This is a genomic window from Enterobacter sp. NFIX58, assembly GCF_900110475.1.
Taxonomy (GTDB): Bacteria; Pseudomonadota; Gammaproteobacteria; order Enterobacterales; family Enterobacteriaceae; genus Enterobacter; species Enterobacter quasiroggenkampii.
In genome coordinates, this window is sequence record NZ_FODW01000002.1 from 442,001 (window position 1) to 458,424 (window position 16,424).

General features: G+C 57.4%; 16 protein-coding genes. 7 read left to right on the top strand and 9 right to left on the bottom strand.

Translation table 11 applies throughout. The features are described 5' to 3' along the window. Positions 1-2 precede the first annotated feature (2 nt). From pgaB to pgaD, 3 genes are read left to right on the top strand one after another with little or no spacing between them, the layout of a single operon-like run. The gene (gene pgaB / locus BMW97_RS11720) at positions 3-1,958 is read left to right on the top strand and encodes a poly-beta-1,6-N-acetyl-D-glucosamine N-deacetylase PgaB (protein ID WP_175481441.1); all 1,956 of its coding nucleotides are present in this window, start codon (positions 3-5) and stop codon (positions 1,956-1,958) included. Then, positions 1,951-3,279 (top strand): poly-beta-1,6-N-acetyl-D-glucosamine synthase, encoded by a 1,329-nt coding sequence (gene pgaC, locus BMW97_RS11725; RefSeq protein WP_045909947.1) that lies wholly within the window; start codon positions 1,951-1,953, stop codon positions 3,277-3,279. The genes pgaB and pgaC overlap by 8 nt, the downstream gene beginning before the upstream one ends. Further along, positions 3,279-3,710: a poly-beta-1,6-N-acetyl-D-glucosamine biosynthesis protein PgaD gene (pgaD, locus tag BMW97_RS11730; RefSeq protein ID WP_045909948.1), complete on the top strand. Its 432-nt coding sequence runs from the start codon at positions 3,279-3,281 to the stop codon at positions 3,708-3,710. Before pgaC ends, pgaD begins: the two co-directional genes overlap by 1 nt. A 52-nt stretch (positions 3,711-3,762) precedes the next feature. Here pgaD and gss read toward each other — a convergent pair whose 3' ends face one another. From gss to BMW97_RS11760, 6 genes are all read right to left on the bottom strand, one after another. Then, positions 3,763-5,625: a bifunctional glutathionylspermidine amidase/synthase gene (gss, locus tag BMW97_RS11735; protein ID WP_045909949.1), complete on the bottom strand. Its 1,863-nt coding sequence runs from the start codon at positions 5,623-5,625 to the stop codon at positions 3,763-3,765. Between the two features lie 183 nt (positions 5,626-5,808). Beyond that, positions 5,809-6,786 carry an ABC transporter ATP-binding protein gene (locus tag BMW97_RS11740; protein WP_045909950.1) on the bottom strand — a complete coding sequence of 326 codons (978 nt, stop codon included), beginning with the start codon at positions 6,784-6,786 and terminating at the stop codon, positions 5,809-5,811. After that, entirely contained in the window at positions 6,783-7,760 is a 978-nt protein-coding gene (locus BMW97_RS11745; protein ID WP_045909951.1) for an ABC transporter ATP-binding protein, read from the bottom strand. The genes BMW97_RS11740 and BMW97_RS11745 overlap by 4 nt, the downstream gene beginning before the upstream one ends. Beyond that, on the bottom strand, positions 7,753-8,598 hold the full coding sequence (locus tag BMW97_RS11750; protein WP_021242100.1) for an ABC transporter permease: 846 nt from the start codon (positions 8,596-8,598) through the stop codon (positions 7,753-7,755). The genes BMW97_RS11745 and BMW97_RS11750 overlap by 8 nt, the downstream gene beginning before the upstream one ends. Before the next feature lie 5 nt (positions 8,599-8,603). Further along, positions 8,604-9,557, bottom strand: a complete 954-nt coding sequence (locus BMW97_RS11755; RefSeq protein WP_080347320.1) for an ABC transporter permease — start codon at positions 9,555-9,557, stop codon at positions 8,604-8,606. Positions 9,558-9,602: 45 nt separating this feature from the next. Continuing rightward, positions 9,603-11,192 carry an ABC transporter substrate-binding protein gene (locus BMW97_RS11760; RefSeq protein ID WP_045909952.1) on the bottom strand — a complete coding sequence of 530 codons (1,590 nt, stop codon included), beginning with the start codon at positions 11,190-11,192 and terminating at the stop codon, positions 9,603-9,605. Between the two features lie 245 nt (positions 11,193-11,437). Between BMW97_RS11760 and yghU the strand changes: the two genes are divergently transcribed. The 4 genes from yghU (at position 11,438) to BMW97_RS11780 (ending at position 13,659) form a co-directional block, all read left to right on the top strand. After that, a complete protein-coding gene (gene yghU / locus BMW97_RS11765; RefSeq protein WP_008499796.1) occupies positions 11,438-12,304 on the top strand; it encodes a glutathione-dependent disulfide-bond oxidoreductase in 867 nt (288 codons plus the stop codon). Positions 12,305-12,462: 158 nt separating this feature from the next. Further along, on the top strand, positions 12,463-12,795 hold the full coding sequence (locus BMW97_RS11770; RefSeq protein WP_045909953.1) for a glycine zipper domain-containing protein: 333 nt from the start codon (positions 12,463-12,465) through the stop codon (positions 12,793-12,795). 192 nt (positions 12,796-12,987) lie between these two features. Further along, a complete protein-coding gene (locus tag BMW97_RS11775; RefSeq protein ID WP_045909954.1) occupies positions 12,988-13,320 on the top strand; it encodes a type II toxin-antitoxin system RelE/ParE family toxin in 333 nt (110 codons plus the stop codon). A 12-nt stretch (positions 13,321-13,332) separates the two neighbouring features. Beyond that, complete coding sequence (locus tag BMW97_RS11780) at positions 13,333-13,659, top strand: helix-turn-helix domain-containing transcriptional regulator (RefSeq protein ID WP_045909955.1); 327 nt, start codon at positions 13,333-13,335, stop codon at positions 13,657-13,659. A 44-nt stretch (positions 13,660-13,703) separates the two neighbouring features. Here BMW97_RS11780 and BMW97_RS11785 read toward each other — a convergent pair whose 3' ends face one another. From BMW97_RS11785 to BMW97_RS11795, 3 genes are all read right to left on the bottom strand, one after another. Then, a complete protein-coding gene (locus tag BMW97_RS11785; protein WP_045909956.1) occupies positions 13,704-13,976 on the bottom strand; it encodes a hypothetical protein in 273 nt (90 codons plus the stop codon). A gap of 202 nt (positions 13,977-14,178) precedes the next feature. Next, the gene (locus BMW97_RS11790; RefSeq protein ID WP_090392868.1) at positions 14,179-14,433 is read right to left on the bottom strand and encodes a hypothetical protein; all 255 of its coding nucleotides are present in this window, start codon (positions 14,431-14,433) and stop codon (positions 14,179-14,181) included. 125 nt (positions 14,434-14,558) lie between these two features. Continuing rightward, positions 14,559-16,106: a methyl-accepting chemotaxis protein gene (locus BMW97_RS11795; RefSeq protein WP_045909958.1), complete on the bottom strand. Its 1,548-nt coding sequence runs from the start codon at positions 16,104-16,106 to the stop codon at positions 14,559-14,561. Positions 16,107-16,424: the final 318 nt, after the last annotated feature.

Genomic DNA, 16,424 nt, shown 5'->3' on the forward strand with positions numbered 1-16,424 from the left:
GGATGATGATAATGAACACACGTTTTTCCGCGAGCCTGATACTCATCGGCTGGCTCTGCCTCAGCGCGAGCGTCTGCGCGCAGGCATTTTCGTTTATTGCGCCCAAAGATCGGCCGCAGCTGGAGGCGAGCAAACCCTGGCCGCAGAACCAGTTTCTGGTGCTGGCCTACCACGACGTCGAAGACGATGCCGCCGATCAGCGCTACCTCTCCGTGCGCACCAGCGCGCTAAACGAGCAGATCAGCTGGCTGCTGCACAACGGTTATCACGTCATCAGCGTGCAGGACATTCTGGATGCCCATGACGGGAAAAAAACGCTGCCGCCCAAAGCCGTTCTGCTCAGCTTTGACGATGGCTACAGCAGCTTTTACACCCGCGTCTGGCCACTGCTTCAGGCGTGGAACGTTCCTGCGCTGTGGGCGCCGGTGGGCAGCTGGGTGGATACGCCGGAAAATCAAAAAGTTAACTTCGGCGGCCTGATGACGCCCCGCGATCGCTTCGCGACGTGGGACATGGTGCGCGAGCTCAGCCGGTCTCCGCTGATTGAGATCGGATCGCACACCTGGGCCTCGCATTACGGCATCCCGGCTAACCCGCAGGGCAGCCGCGAACCGGCCATCGCCAACCGCTTTTATGATAAAGCGACGGGCCGCTATGAAACCGATCGGCAGTTCAGCCAGCGGATCGGCGATGACGTTCGCAAAGTGACAGACAAAATCACGCAGGTAACGGGCAAGGCGCCGCGCGCCTGGGTCTGGCCCTATGGTGCGGCCAACGGCACGTCGCTTGCCATCGCCAGACAGCAGGGTTATCAGCTGGCCTTTACCCTTGAGGACGGGCTGGGGAACGTGCAGGAGCTGGGCAATATCCCCCGTCTGCTGATCGCCGGCAATCCCTCGCTTAAGGCATTTGCCAGTACGGTCAGCCAGGTTCAGGAGCGCGAACCCGTGCGCGTCATGCACGTCGATCTCGACTACGTTTACGATCCCGATCCGGCCCAGCAGGCCCAAAATATCAACAGGCTGATCCAGCGGGTCTACGACATGAAAATCAGCCATGTTTTCCTGCAGGCGTTTGCCGACCCGCAGGGCGACGGCAGGATCAAGGCGCTCTATTTTCCCAACCGCCAGCTGCCGGTCCGTGCCGATCTCTTTAATTTTGTCTCCTGGCAGCTACAGACCCGCGCGGGTGTGAAAGTCTTCGCGTGGATGCCGGTGCTCTCGTTCGATCTCAATCCTGCCCTGCCGCGCGTGCAGCGTCGGGATCGTCAGACCGGCCGGTTAAGCGATGCCACCGAGCCCTATATCCGGCTTTCTCCGAGGAACCCGCAGGTGCGCCAGCAGGTGACGGACATCTATGAAGATCTGGCCCGCTATGCAAGCTTCAACGGGATCTTGTTCCATGACGATGCGGTGCTGACGGACGTGGACGATGGCGGCCAGGACGCCGCTCAGAACATCACGCGTGAGAAAAGCCAGCTGCTTATCGGGTTTACCCACGCCCTGAGCCTGGCGGTGAAGCACATCCGCGGCCCGCAGATAAAAACCGCTCGCAATATGTTCGCCTTACCCATTCTGCAGCCCGAAAGCGAAGCGTGGTTCGCGCAGAATCTTGACGATTTTCTGGCGGAGTATGACTGGACGGTGCCGATGGCCATGCCGCTGATGGAGTCCGTCCCGGCAGACGAGAGCGATGCCTGGCTGGCGCGTCTGGTGAAAATGGTCGCCACGCGTCCCGGCGCGCTCGATAAAACCATTTTTGAACTGCAGGCCAGGGACTGGGATCGGAAACCGCAGCGCGCCGTTTCCGACAGCCAGCTGGCACAGTGGATGCGCGTGCTCCAGCTGAACGGCGTCAAAAACTACGGCTACTACCCCGATGATTTCATCAACAACCAACCTGATATCTCACGCATCAGGCCTGTATTTTCTTCGTACTGGTACCCTGACAATGACTGATCGCATTATCGCCTTTTCCATTTTATGTCTGGTATTCGGGTTGCCGTTAGGCGTGGCCGCCCTCTTTACCGGCGAGCTGATTCTGGATTTTGTGTTCTTCTGGCCGCTGTTCATGTCCGTGCTCTGGATAACCGGCGGGCTCTATTTCTGGTTTCAGCTTGAACGCCACTGGTCGTGGGATAAAGAGACGCCCGCCCCGACGCTCTCCGGTGAGCCGCTCATCTCCATTCTGATCCCCTGCTTCAACGAGGAACGAAATGCCCGGGAGACGATTAGCGCCGCGCTGGATCAGCGGTATGAAAACATCGAGGTTATCGCCATCAACGACGGCTCGTCTGACAACACCGCGCAGGTGCTGCAGGCGCTGGCGCAGGAGCAGCCGCGCCTGCGGGTGATTAATCTTGCGGAAAACCAGGGGAAAGCGCTGGCGCTCAAAGCCGGGGCAGCGGCGGCCCGGGGCGATCTGCTGGTCTGCATTGACGGTGATGCCCTTCTCGATCGCGATACGGCAGCGTATCTGGTGGCGCCGCTGATTCAGTATCCCCACGTCGGGGCGGTCACCGGGAATCCGCGTATTCGCACGCGCTCCACGCTGATCGGCCGCATTCAGGTGGGCGAGTTCTCTTCGATTATCGGGCTCATCAAGCGGACGCAGCGGATCTATGGCCGGGTCTTTACCGTCTCGGGCGTCATCGCCGCCTTTCGCCGACAGGCGCTGGCGGACGTCGGGTACTGGAGCCCGGACATGATCACCGAAGACATCGACATCAGCTGGAAGCTGCAGCTGCGCCACTGGGATATCTTTTTCGAGCCGCGGGCGCTGTGCTGGATCCTGATGCCGGAAACGCTCAAGGGCCTGTGGAAACAGCGTCTGCGCTGGGCCCAGGGCGGCGCGGAGGTGTTTCTGGTCAACCTTCGCAGGATTGTGCGCTGGGAGCATCACCGCATGTGGCCCCTGTTTCTTGAGTATGCCCTGTCAACGCTGTGGGCCTTCGCCTACGCGATGACGGTGCTGTTATTTATTCTCAGCCACATCGCTCCTGTTCCTGCCAGGCTGACCGTGGAGAGCCTTTTTCCACCGGAGTTTACCGGGTTACTGCTGGGCGTGATGTGCCTGCTGCAGTTCCTCGTCAGTTTGTACATCGAGCGGCGCTATGAACGGAAGGTGGCCAGCTCGCTTTTCTGGGTGATCTGGTTCCCGATGGTGTACTGGATGATCGGCCTGTTCACCACCCTTGTCGCATTTCCAAAAGTCATGCTTAAACGCCAGCGCGCCCGCGCGCGCTGGATCAGTCCGGACCGGGGAAAAGGACGCATTTAATGAACGAAAATACCTTAATTCTGACCGAACATAGGCTGTTGCCACGTCTTTTCGATGCCGCGTTAACGCTGGTGGCATGGGGAGGCTTTCTGTTTTTCCTGTATGCCCGGCTCTGGATGCAGCTCACCGAGGAGAGCGACTACCGCTGGGGCGTCATTATTGCGTCTTTTAATACGGTGTTGCTCTACCTGCTGTTTGCCGCGCTCAACGGCTGGCTGCTGATTTTGTGGTATCAGTACAATCGCCGTCGGGCCCACGTGAGGCGGCGTCAGCCGGGCTATTTTCACCAGGAGGAGCTGGCCCGCAGCTTTAATGTTTCACCGCAGATCATCTCCGAGATGAGCCAGTACAACCTGCTGACGGTCTATCATGACCATATTGGCCGCATCATCGATCTGAAGATCAACGGGCAGGAAGAGGAAGAACAGTAACAAAAAGCCCCCGCAGGATGTCCTGCGGGGGCTTTTTTATTGCGGGTAAGAGCTACTTATCTTTAACCACGATCAGCGGCTCAATATCGCTCTCTTTCTTCACCACCAGCGAGTCATCGCCGCGCAGGCAGGTCCCACCGTAGTTCCCGCCCACGGTAAAGGTACAGACCTGAATGTACTTGCCGTCGACGTTTGGCAGGCACCACAGCTGCTGGTAGATGTTTTTACGGTCGACAAACTTGCCGCTGGATTTATCCAGCAGTTCGTCCTGGGCGCTAATCAGGTCGATATTGCTGCCGCAGCGTCCGGCAATCGGCTTGGCGGCGTATCCGGTCTGCTTCAGCAGATCGTTGACCTCAAAATCGGTGTCGAGCAGGTAACGATGATTCGGGAACAGCTGCCACAGCACCGGAAGAATCGCTTTGTTGCCGGGAATGACGGTCCACAGCGGTTCAAAGACCAGCACCTCCGGGCGCAGCAGGACGTCAATCAGGCGCACTTCGCCTTCAGGATGTCCAGTGCGGATCGGCACGGCGGCATATTCGGTTTCGCTGACCTCACGGATCTGCTCAATCGCCGTCTCCCACGCCCAGGTTTTCCACACGCAGTTGACGTGGCGACCTTCGTCGTCAATCAGCTGTCCGGCGGCATCCCAGCTGAGCGCCCCCAGCCCGTGGAGGATTTTAGTCTCGAACCCGGCCTGCATCAGCGAACGCTGGATAAAGAGCGCGTGATAGTCCTCTTCAACATCGTTGTCCTGCATGATGTGCACGAATGGCCGGGCGTGGCTGTGCTTCCAGGCGCCGGTCAGCTCTTCCAGTAGGCCTTCTGCCGGGTTATGCCCGTTGCCGCGATAGCCGTTTTTCACCCACTCTTCGAGAATCAGCCCGCCCTCGGTATGGCAGGAGGCGGAGTCGGCGTTGTACTCGTAGACCTTGATGCCGCGCTCATCCATACAGAAATCCATACGACCGGTGATCATATGGTGACGACGCCACTGCCAGGAGAGGCGCAGGCGCGGCCAGAGGATTTTCGGGATGTCGAAAAGCGCCAGCAGGCTGTCGTCTCTCAGCACCTTGTCCGTGGCGTGCAGATACATCAGGTGCAGCTCGTTGGTGGCTTTGATCAGCTCCTGTTCCGCGCTTTCGGTAATGGTGAAGTACTGACAGGGATCTTTGTTGATCACGTGACCGTTGGCGCGAACATACGCCTGCTGCAGCGCGTCATTTTCGTTGAGCCACTTGCCGTCGAACTGACGTTTGTTTTTCAGCCGCGCGCCGCTGATTTTCAGCAGTTCGCCGTCGATTTCCGGCTGGGGAATGCTGTGTTCCGTATCGTCGGTCTGGATCATCCAGCCGAGGATCTCCGTGTCGTTGAAAGTGTCATGGATCGTATAACACCCGTTCTCCACGCTCAGACGCAGCTCGCGCGTCCACTGCTGCCCGAGCGGCAGCGGAGAGTGAATCACGTTCTGCTCGGCGATACGCACCTTATCGTCCAGAAGCTGGGTGATCACCGCCACGTGGCCGGTTTCGTGAAACTCGCCGCCCTTTTGCCAGATCAGCAGTGCCCCGGCCCGCGGCGCGCGTTTTGAGCCATTGGCAAAAGCCTGAAGGGGCAGGATGTTATCGTTCACCACCTGACGCAAAAAGCGCAGGGAGAAGATTTCCCACGCCATGCCGACGTCGGTAAACACGAAGCCATAGTTGAGAAACAGGAAACGGCGGGCAAACTCAACGCACTGCCACTTGTGGCCCATGTATTCATTGCCAATGTAGCTGCGAAAATCCGCGTCTTGCGGGTAGTTTCGCGGGTCCAGACTGCTGTAATTTGAAGAGTAAATCGCCACGCCACCGGGCGCATAGCCTAACAATGTCCCGAAGGGCGCATCACTGCTTAACTTTCCTTTACGCATGTATCCAACCTAAAACAGGCAGGCGGCAATTTTTTATGGGTTGTCGTCGTCTGCACGTTGTAATTAACCTGACAGAGGAGCGTTTATCATACACCTGCGTGGTAAATAATTCGCCTTACCCGGCCGACAAAACATAAACCCTGTAGGTCGGGTAAGCGAAGCGCCACCCGACACGTTTAAGGCTCACATCTTAAACAACCAGCATGCCGCAAAATGTCCTGGCGCGATCTCCTGCATCGCTGGCTCCTGTGTCTGGCAAACCGGCATGCTATGCGGGCAGCGGCTGCAGAACTTACAGCCCGGCAGCGCGGACGTAGGGCCGGGCATTTCGCCGCGCAGGGTTGCGTCTTCGAGGTTGCGAATGCGCGGGTCGGGCTGGGGAACCGCCGCCAGCAGCGCGCGGGTATAAGGGTGCGCCGGACGCTGATACAGTTCATTCGCCGGGGCCACCTCCACCAGCTTACCGAGATACATCACCCCAATGCGGCTGGAGATATGACGCACCATCGAGAGATCGTGGGCGATGAACAGATAGGTCAGCCCCAGCTCCTGCTGCAGATCCTGCAGAATATTCACCACCTGCGCCTGCACCGAGACGTCCAGCGCCGAGAGCGGCTCATCGCACAGCACAAATTCAGGACGCACGGACAACGCGCGGGCAATACTGATGCGCTGGCGCTGCCCGCCGCTGAACTCATGCGGGAACCGCTCAAGGTGCTCCTGCTTCAGCCCGACTTTGTAGAGCAGCGTTTCCGTCCGTTCGCGCTGTTCTTCACGGCTGTAGCCGTGGATCTGCATCGGCTCGGCCACCAGCTGCCGCACCGTCATACCTGGGTTAAGCGAGGAGTAAGGATCCTGAAAAATCGCCTGCATCCGTTTACGCAGCGGCTTGAGCTCTTTTTCGCGGGCGTGGGCAATCGCCTGCCCGGCAAAGTGGATTTCGCCTGCAGTGATATCGAAGAGGCGCAGGATGGCGCGCCCGAGGGTGGATTTCCCGCAGCCGGATTCGCCCACCAGGCCAAACGTCTCGCCGGGCTGGATATCAAAGCTCACGCCATCAACCGCCTTCACGGCCGTGCCTTTACGCAGCAAACTGCCGTTAAGCGGATAGTGTTTGCGCAGATCGCGCACGCTCACTAATGGCACCTGTTGTTCACTCATGCCTGCATCTCCTTATCGGCCCATAGCCAGCAGGCGGCGCGATGGCCCTCTCCCATGGCGTAAAAAGCGGGCTGCCGTTCACACTGGGGCATGCGTTTCGGGCAGCGTTCGGCGAAGGGACAGCCCGGCGGCGGGTTAAGCAGGCCAGGCGGCGCGCCTTCAATGGGCGATAAACGTTGATTAACCTCATCCGGACGCGGCAGCGAGGCTAGCAGCCCCTGGGTGTAAGGATGCGCAGGGCGATAAAAAATGTCTTCCACGCTCCCCTCTTCCATTACCAGCCCGCCGTACATCACCACCACGCGGCTGCAGACCTGCGCCACCACGCCGAGATCGTGGGTGATCAGCAGAATCGCGGTTTGGGTCTGCTGTTGCAGGCTTTTCAGCAGACGCAGGATCTGCGCCTGAATGGTGACGTCCAGCGCGGTGGTCGGCTCATCGGCAATAAGCAGCTTAGGGTTGCAGGAGAGCGCAATGGCGATCATCACCCGCTGGCGCATCCCGCCGCTAAACTCGTGGGGATACTGGTCGTATCGGCGTTCCGCCTCGGCAATCCCCACCTGTTCCAGCATGGCGATCGCCGCCGCTTTGGCCGCTTTTTTGGTCAGCCCTTTATTGCGCATCAGGATCTCGGCCATCTGTTTGCCGATGGTCAGCACCGGGTTCAGGGCGGTCATCGGATCCTGGAAAATCATCGCGATCTCGTTGCCGCGAATGGCGCGCATCTGCGCAGGGGTTTTCTGCGCCAGATCGTCATTCTGGAAGCGAATGCTGCCGCCGGTTATCCGTCCATTGTTCCCCAGAAGCTGAATGATCGACTTACAGGTGACGCTTTTCCCGCAGCCCGACTCGCCGACGATGCCGACAAGTTCTCCCGGCTGCACCTGAAAGCTCACGCCGCGCACCGCGTGAACCTCGCCCTCGCGGGTGCGGAAGGTGGTTTGCAGGTTCTCAAGCGCTAACAGGTTACTCATCGCGATTCGCTCCTGGCTCAAAGGCGGTACGGAACACATCGCCCAGCACGTTAAAGCTGAACACCGTCAGCAGGATCAGAATCCCTGGGAACATCGCCAGCCACGACGCTTCGCCAATATACGACTGAGCGTTGTTGAGCATGCTTCCCCACGATGCCGCCGGTGCCTGCACGCCGAGCCCAAGGAAACTGAGCGTCGACTCCATCAGAATGGCCGAGGCGATATTGAGCGTGGCGGCCACGATAATGGTCGGCAGCACGCCGGGAATAATGTGGCGCACGATGATGCGCAGCGGGTTTTCCCCCGACGCGCGGGCATAAAGCACATACTCGCGCTCTTTCACCGATAAGGTTTCTGCGCGCACCAGCCGCGACATGTTCATCCACGTCAGCAGGCTGATGATCAGAATGATGTTATCCACGCCCGGCTTGAGGTACGCATTCACCACCAGCAGCAGGAAGAAAGCCGGAATGGCCATCAGGATATCCACGGCGCGCATCATCAGGTTATCCAGCCAGCCGCCAAAGTAGCCGCTTACCGTTCCCACCACCGTACCGATAAGCGTGGAAAAGAGCATGGCGAGAAAACCGACCATCAGGGAGATCTGGCCGCCATACAGCGCGCGGGTGAAGTAGTCGCGTCCATACTCGTCGGTGCCGAACCAGTGTGCGGCATCCGGCGGTAGCGTGCGTGCGCCGAGCGCCATCCGATCCGGATCGTACGGACTTAACCCCGCACAGAGCGCGGCGACAACGAAAATAAAAAGCACAAACAGGGAGAACTGCGCCGGACGATTGCGGCGCAGCTGGTGACGAACCTGCTGCCAGCGTCTGCTCATCCGGGTTACCTCAGCGTACGAATGCGGGGATCGGCGAAGCGATAAAGCAGATCGGCGATCAGGTTACCGACGATCAGCATCATCGACGAGAGCATGATGATCGCCATGATCAGCGGATAGTCCAGCGAGGCGATCGACTGGATCCCAAGCAGCCCCATCCCCGGCCACGAGAAGACGCTTTCCGTCACATAGGCCCCCACGATCAGCTCACCAAACGACAGGCCGAACAGGGTGATCACCGGCAGCAGCACGTTTTTCAGCACGTGGCGGAACAGAATGCTGGAACGCGTGGCGCCGTAAGCCAGCTGGGTCTGCACGTAGTCGGCCGAGAGCTGCGAGATGGTGTTGGAGCGGATGTAGCGCACATAGCTGGAGAGGTTGTAGAACGTGAGGGCAATACACGGCAGCACGCCGTGACGCAGCACGTCCAGCGCATTATCTTCCATGCCGATGGTGCGCATCCCCATGCTGGGGAACCAGTTAAGCTGCACGGCAAAGACCGTAATGAGCAAGATGCCGAACCAGAAAATCGGCACCGAGATGCCGATATAGGCAAACAGGTTAAGCACGTGATCCAGCCAGCGGTGCTTAAATGCCCCCGCCAGCAGGCCGAGCGGGATGGCCAGCACGATCGCCAGCAGCAGCGACGCGCCCATCAGCCCCAGCGTGGCCGGAATGCGTTCGCCGATCATCTCCAGCACCGGGCGGTGGTAGATCAGCGAATAGCCGAGATCGCCCTGCAGGACGTTTTTCAGCCACAGGACGTACTGCGTGACCAGGGGCTTATCCAGCCCCAGGCTCTGACGGATACGTTCGATATCTTCCGGAGCCATACGCGGCGTAATGTACGCCGCCACCGGATCGCCAGGCGCGAGCTTAACCAGCAAAAACGCCACCAGTGAAATAAAGAACAGCATCGGCAGCAGCTGCAGCAGCCGACGCGTGAGAAGTGTGTTCACGACATGCCCTTACCAAGGCCCCGACCCGACGGCCGGGGCAATCGCTTATTTCTGATAGATTTTTGACAGATCCTGGAACAGATAGACCGGTTTCGGCTCCGCTTCCTCGGTACCGCCAAAACGCTTGTCCACCGCGACGGTCGCATTGGTATAGGCGATCGGGTAGTACGTCATGTCGTTCGCCACGGTCTGCTGAATTTGCTTGTAGATCTCAGCCCGTTTCGCGGCGTCAGTTTCCACGGCGCCTTTATCCCAAAGGGCATCAAACTGCGGATTTTTGTAGTGCGCGTAGTTATAGGCTTCGTTGCTCATGAACAGCGATTTGTAGCCGTCCGGCTCGGAGCCCATGATGTAGCCGCCCAGGTTGAGCTCCCACGCGGTGTTGTTCATATCGAGGCTGCGCTGGGACATGGCGTTGGAATCCAGCGGCATCAGCTCCACGCTCACCCCAATGCCCTTCAGCGCCTGCTGAATATAGAGCGCCATGCTCTCCTGGGTTTTGTTGGTGTTCACATACGCCAGGCGCAGCTTGAGGTTGTCCGGCGCGCCGGATGCTTTAAGCCGCTCTTTGGCCTTTTGCAGATCGAATGTGTACTGTTCAACGTCATCCGTCTTGTAAAGCGTATCGGGCGTCAGGAACGAGGTCGCCGGTTTGGCGTAGTCCAGCGAGGTAAAGGCGGTCTGGGTCAGCTCGTCTTTGTTGATGGCGTAAGCAATGGCCTGACGCAACTCTTTGCTCTTCATCACCGGCACGTTCTGGTTGAACGTCATATAGGCCAGGCGGCCTTCCGGATAGACCACGAAGTCAAACTTACCGGTATTTTTCAGGCGGTTCACATCCTGCGGGTCAACCATCTTGAGGTTGATTTCACCGTTTTGCAGCGCTAGGTTGGCGGCGTTGCTGTCTTTGGCGAAACGGTAGGTGACCGAATCAAGCTTCGCTTTGCCGTTCCAGTAATCATCGAAACGGGTCAGGGCGTAATATTGTCCGGCGCGGTACTCTTTAAATTTGAACGGCCCGGAGCCGACCGGTGCATCGTTTTTGCTGCTCTTTTCCAGGTCGCCTTCGCTGGCGAACACGTGCTGCGGGATCGGGTAGATCTGTACCAGTGTGCCGGTAAAGGCCGCGCTGACCTGCGGTAAGGTGAACTTAACGGTGCGGTCGTCAACCTTGCTTACCTGTACCGGCTTGCCGCCGTAGGTGAACATGCTGCGGAAGAAGCTGTGCTGTTTGGCATCCAGCAGCTTATTGAACGTAAAGACCACGTCGTCCGCCGTCAGCGGCTGTCCGTCCTGCCATTTCAGGTTGGGTTTTAACGTCAGGGTGTAGCTCAGGTTGTCGGCGGAGGGCGTCAGGCTTTCCGCCAGGCCCCACTCGATCTTACCGTTGTTGAAGCTATAGAGCGGGGCATAGAGCGCCTGCATGATGGTTAACGTGGTACGGTCGCTGGCATAGAGCGGATTCACGGCTAACGGATCGCCGGAGGTAATCCCGATAATCAGCGAACCGCCCGCTTTTGGCGCGTCGCTTTTTGCCGCAGGGGGCGTATTGGTCTCTTTATTTTTCGCATCATCACAGCCCGCCAGGCCTAACGCGATCGAAACGACCACTGCCGATAACAGAAGCTTGCGCATCTCACTAACTCCTTGCCTTATAAAGTGTTTATGACTGCATCTTTTATTTATGTTGAAGCATCATATGCAGCTTTCTCCATTAACGCATTAGTTATGAAAATGCGATTTTCGATTAAGCTTATGCCGGATTTGATATATATAAGCAGCAGAAGGAATAGCGGTTAATTGCTTGCGCTCACAACGTTAAACGGTTCACAAATCTCCTGCTACACTGCCTCAACACATCACAAAAAAGGCAGGCCAACATGTCAGACAACACCTATCAGCCACCCAAAGTGTGGGAATGGAAAAAGAACAACGGCGGCGCGTTCGCCAACATCAACCGCCCCATTTCCGGCGCGACCCATGAGAAAGATCTTCCTGTCGGTTCTCACCCGCTGCAGCTCTACTCGCTGGGCACACCGAACGGCCAGAAAGTGACGATCATGCTTGAAGAGCTGCTGGCGCTGGGCGTGACGGGCGCGGAGTACGACGCGTGGTTGATCCGCATCGGCGAGGGCGATCAGTTCTCCAGCGGCTTCGTTGAGGTGAACCCGAACTCGAAAATACCGGCGCTGCGTGACCACTCCACGAACCCGCCAACGCGCGTCTTTGAATCCGGCAATATTCTGCTCTATCTGGCAGAGAAATTCGGCCACTTCCTGCCGAAAGATCCGGCGGGACGCACCGAAACGCTGAACTGGCTGTTCTGGCTGCAGGGCGCGGCGCCGTTCCTCGGCGGCGGTTTTGGCCACTTCTACAACTATGCCCCGGTGAAAATCGAGTACGCGATTGACCGCTTCACCATGGAAGCTAAGCGCCTGTTCGACGTGCTGGATAAACAGCTGGCGCGCGGTCGCTACGTGGCGGGTGAGGAGTACACCATCGCGGATATCGCCATCTGGCCATGGTTCGGCTGCGTGGCGCTGGGCAGCGTTTACAACGCCGCCGAGTTCCTGGATGCAGAGAAGTACACCAACGTGCAGCGCTGGGCGAAAGACGTGGCGAATCGCCATGCCGTTAAGCGCGGACGCATCGTTAACCGCACCAGCGGCGAGCTGAACGAGCAGCTCCACGAACGCCACGCGGCGAGCGACTTCGAGACCAATACAGAAGACAAACGTCAGGCGTGACGACTGGCCGGGCGGCACGCCGCCCGGCAACAGAGATCCTTGCTCAGGGCATGATTGGCCTAAAGGTTGAGCCGGTATTGCTGGCACTATCTGTGCGTTTTTCTCACCTCAGAGTGAGAAGCAACGTATCAACCGACAGCAGTCACAAAGGATCTGTTATGAAAGTTATTAAAACAACGCTGGTTATCAGCGCCCTCATTTTTTCCACCTCGGGAATGGCCATCGATAAAACCGCCGCTGGCGCGGTAGCAGGCGCTGCCATTGGCGCGGCCACGGGCAAAGATCTGAAATCGACCGTTGGCGGTGCCGTTGTTGGCGCAGGCACGGGTGCCATGTTCAAAAACGGCGACAAAGGTAAAGCCGCGCGTAAAGGCGGCGCCGTAGGGGCTGCCGTGGGCGCAGGCGCCGCGGCGGTTACCGGCAAGAGCGTGCTGAAAGGTGCAGCCGTTGGCGCAGGCACGGGCGCGCTGATTGGTGAAGCGACGCACTAATAAACTTCGCCGGGCGTCGCAGCGCGTGCCCGGCCTCATGGCTGTTCAGTAATAACCCCGCACCCAGTCTCGCATTTTTGCGAGCCGCTTTCCGAAATAGCATTTCCCCTCTGTCGCAGCGATGTTAACAATTGCCAGTCGTAGCCTGAAGATTACAATGCATTTGCTTATCGTAAACTACAGGCTACAATAATGGCTAAGGTTAAACACTACATCACAGCTGACAAGTATGACCCTTTTGATGCATATCTAAGAAGTGTGAAAGATCCCATAGCAAAAGCCATGATTGCCACGCGTGTCGCCAGAATGTCAACGGGTAACTATGGTGATTGTAAACCATGCAGAGAGAGCGTTTCAGAGCTCAGAATTAACCAGGGGCCGGGTTACCGTGTCTATTTCAGCGAAGTCTCCGATCCGGCAGATGGCGCAGTGAGTCTGGTGCTACTGACTGGAACGAAAAAAAAGCAAAGTGCAGATATTGAAAGAGCCGTTGAGTACCTCAACGACTACAAGCGCAGGATATAAAAGGAAATCGCAATGGCTAAATCAGTACTCCATGATGACGCAATGGTACAACTCCTGAAAGATTCTCCGGATTTCGCGCCCGTATATCTTCATCAGGCTTTCATTGAAATTGACGAGCCCGGAGGCTATGAGACATTCATGCTGGCTTTACGGCATGTTATAGAAGCCTCCGGCGGGATGACTGTCATTGCAAAACGCGCAGGCATTTCTCGCGAATCACTCTATAAATCACTGTCACCAAACGGTAATCCTTCATTTAAGCGTATCGCCGAAGTGGCATCTGCAACGGGATACCCAATATCCCGAATTGCAACAGCAGGATTAAACACAACAGCGTGAGAGCCACTCCAAAATAGGCCCGGATGTGCGACCCGGGCAATACATCAATGGTGATCGTCATACTGATGCTCAATCACCATCCCTTCCGCCACGCTCGCCACATGGCGTGCACGCGGATGATAGACCGGTGCAGGGGCGGCATATGTTGTTTGTGCCGGTGCAGGCGCAACGCTTACCGCCTCAGGAACCGTGGCTGACTGCGGAACAATCACGACCTTATACCCGGCAGGGACATCGACCGTGACGCTCTGGGCCATCGCAGTATTGACCACGGCAAAACCTGCCAGAGCAGCAAATAAAATAATACGGTTTTTCATAAATTGAATTATTTCCGGTATCAAGAAGATAATTCATTATGTCGACTGAATCTTAAGACAATATTAATTTTCATGTTCTGGAATGTGCAGAAAATGCCAAATATATTGTTACAAGTGAATAATTTAATTTTTAAAAAATATTGACTTATGTTTTTTAAAAAGGCGGCAAGAAATACGCTTGCATGCCGCCTTACCTGTTATGTTAATACTTAATATCCCGCGCTTTTTGCCGTCCGGCCTGTTTCATCTGACGCTTGTCCTGGCGGCAGTCGTGATTACTCTGGTTATTGTTCGCCACGCAGGTCTGCTTCACCTGCCGTGACGCGTCACGGGTTTCCTGCCTGACATCACGCGCTACGCGCCGTTCCTGCGCCTGCTGGATCGCACTGGCGGAAACCGAGAAAAGCGTCAGAAAAATGAGAGAAAGGAAAGGGATAAAAGATAACGATCTGTTCATAGCAACACCTCGTAGAAGAGAGCCCAGAACGTCAGGGGTTAGCAAAAGAATAGCAGTTTCAGCGCCGCTGAATGAGGAAGGCGTTAATAATATAAGGCCGCACAAGGCGGCCTTATCACGTTGCGTTATGCCGTCAGGCGGAACTTTTGCACCGAGCGCTGAAGATCTTCGGTCTGACGCTCAAGCGCCGCCGCCGCCGCGGAAACCTCCTCCACCAGCGAGGCGTTTTGCTGGGTAACACCGTCCATCTGGGTAATGGCAATTCCGACCTGTGAAATACCCTTACTCTGCTCCTCAGAGGCCGAGGCAATTTGCTTCATAATGGTCGTCACTTCCGTCACGTCCCGCAAAATCGCATCCATGGTGGTGCCGGTATCGCCCACCAGCTTCGCCCCCTGCTCGACGCGGGACACGGAGTCAGTAATCAGCCCTTCAATCTCTTTTGCCGCATTGGCGCTGCGGCTTGCCAGGTTGCGAACTTCGCCTGCGACGACGGCAAAGCCTCGGCCCTGTTCACCCGCGCGCGCCGCTTCAACCGCCGCGTTGAGTGCCAGAATATTAGTCTGGAAGGCAATGCTGTTAATGACGTTGGTGATTTCAGCAATTTTCTTCGAGCTTTCCGAAATACCGCTCATGGTGGTCACCACCTCTTCCACCAGCGAGCCACCGCGGCTGGCGGTGGTTGAGGCCACATCGGCCAGCTGGCTTGCCTGGCGCGCACTCTCCGCGTTCAGTTTTACCGTGGCGGTCAGCTGTTCCATGCTGGCAGCCGTCTCTTCCAGCGCCGCCGCCTGCTCTTCGGTACGGGAAGAGAGATCGTTGTTACCGCTGGAAATCTCCGTCGCGCCGCGCCAGATATTCTCACTGCCGGAGCGGATCGTGCTGACCGCTTCGCGCAGGCTGTCCTGCATGGCGCTCAGCAGCGGCACCAGCTGGCCCACGCAGTTGCGGCCGAACGGCTCGATGGGCTGGCTGAGATCGCCCTGGGCAATCTGGCGGAACTGCTGGCGAATGCGATCCAGCGGTTTAACCAGCATCGCCACCAGGTAACGGTCGGTGAAGAGCAGGATCAGCAGGCCGACGATCGTGGCGATGATAATCACCGTGCGGGTCATGCTGGTCAGGCCGTCCACCACCACGCGGGTACTGTCGAGCGACTTCGCGGCAGCATTGTTGAACTCTTCGGCCGCCGCACCGAACGCGCGGCTCAGCGGTGGGGTGACGTTGTTGGCCTGCTGACGATAGCCGTCCAGCGCGCCCTGTTTCGCCTGCTGCATTTGTGGCGTCACGCCCTGTTCGAGCAGCGCCTGCCAGGCACCGATCGCCCGGGAGGAGACCTGAGGGTCCATTGGGCCAGGAGAGATCGCTTTCATCTCGGCCAGCTTCTTGCCCATGTTATCCAGCGCCTGCTGGGCAGAGGCCAGATCCGGCGTGCCGCCTGCGGCTTTGACTTCCATTGCGCGGCTCAGGCGGGTCACAAAGCGGAAATACTGATCGTTGCCCTGGCTGAGCACCGTCATCTGCTTGACCAGCTGGCGGTCCACCTCGTTGCCATCTGAAACGCGAGACAGGGACCAGGTGCTGTACAGCCCCACACCCGCCCACATTAAACAAAAGATCCCGAGAATCGCCAGCATGACGAAACGGATCGTGAAATTACGGAGCATATTCATAAGTCTTCCTTGCCGTGAGGGTGAGTTCGCCCAGAGGCGAGTCTTACCCTCGTTATCGGCAGAAACTGGCGAAGTTATACTATTTCGCGCGTAATTTTATAAAAATCTTCACTACCCTGCCGTTCGCCGGAGAAGGATAATCGCCGCGGGGTAAATCTAACTGCACAATACATGTTTCCATATTTCAGCAGCCGTCAAAATGTAAAACAGGCAAACAGTTAATTAACCTCATAATCCGAAAGGGTTAATATCCCGGCGAATAAAAAGGTCAAAGAACCGCACGACCGGTCAAGAAACCCTTTAATTTGTATGCAAATC

Coding starts and splice junctions, on each gene's coding strand:
- pgaB (WP_175481441.1), top strand. CDS start 3: ATGATGATAATGAACACACGTTTTTCCGCGAGCCTGATACTCATCGGC.
- pgaC (WP_045909947.1), top strand. CDS start 1,951: ATGACTGATCGCATTATCGCCTTTTCCATTTTATGTCTGGTATTCGGG.
- pgaD (WP_045909948.1), top strand. CDS start 3,279: ATGAACGAAAATACCTTAATTCTGACCGAACATAGGCTGTTGCCACGT.
- gss (WP_045909949.1), bottom strand. CDS start 5,625: ATGCGTAAAGGAAAGTTAAGCAGTGATGCGCCCTTCGGGACATTGTTA.
- BMW97_RS11740 (WP_045909950.1), bottom strand. CDS start 6,786: ATGAGTGAACAACAGGTGCCATTAGTGAGCGTGCGCGATCTGCGCAAA.
- BMW97_RS11745 (WP_045909951.1), bottom strand. CDS start 7,760: ATGAGTAACCTGTTAGCGCTTGAGAACCTGCAAACCACCTTCCGCACC.
- BMW97_RS11750 (WP_021242100.1), bottom strand. CDS start 8,598: ATGAGCAGACGCTGGCAGCAGGTTCGTCACCAGCTGCGCCGCAATCGT.
- BMW97_RS11760 (WP_045909952.1), bottom strand. CDS start 11,192: ATGCGCAAGCTTCTGTTATCGGCAGTGGTCGTTTCGATCGCGTTAGGC.
- yghU (WP_008499796.1), top strand. CDS start 11,438: ATGTCAGACAACACCTATCAGCCACCCAAAGTGTGGGAATGGAAAAAG.
- BMW97_RS11770 (WP_045909953.1), top strand. CDS start 12,463: ATGAAAGTTATTAAAACAACGCTGGTTATCAGCGCCCTCATTTTTTCC.
- BMW97_RS11775 (WP_045909954.1), top strand. CDS start 12,988: ATGGCTAAGGTTAAACACTACATCACAGCTGACAAGTATGACCCTTTT.
- BMW97_RS11780 (WP_045909955.1), top strand. CDS start 13,333: ATGGCTAAATCAGTACTCCATGATGACGCAATGGTACAACTCCTGAAA.
- BMW97_RS11785 (WP_045909956.1), bottom strand. CDS start 13,976: ATGAAAAACCGTATTATTTTATTTGCTGCTCTGGCAGGTTTTGCCGTG.
- BMW97_RS11790 (WP_090392868.1), bottom strand. CDS start 14,433: ATGAACAGATCGTTATCTTTTATCCCTTTCCTTTCTCTCATTTTTCTG.
- BMW97_RS11795 (WP_045909958.1), bottom strand. CDS start 16,106: ATGAATATGCTCCGTAATTTCACGATCCGTTTCGTCATGCTGGCGATT.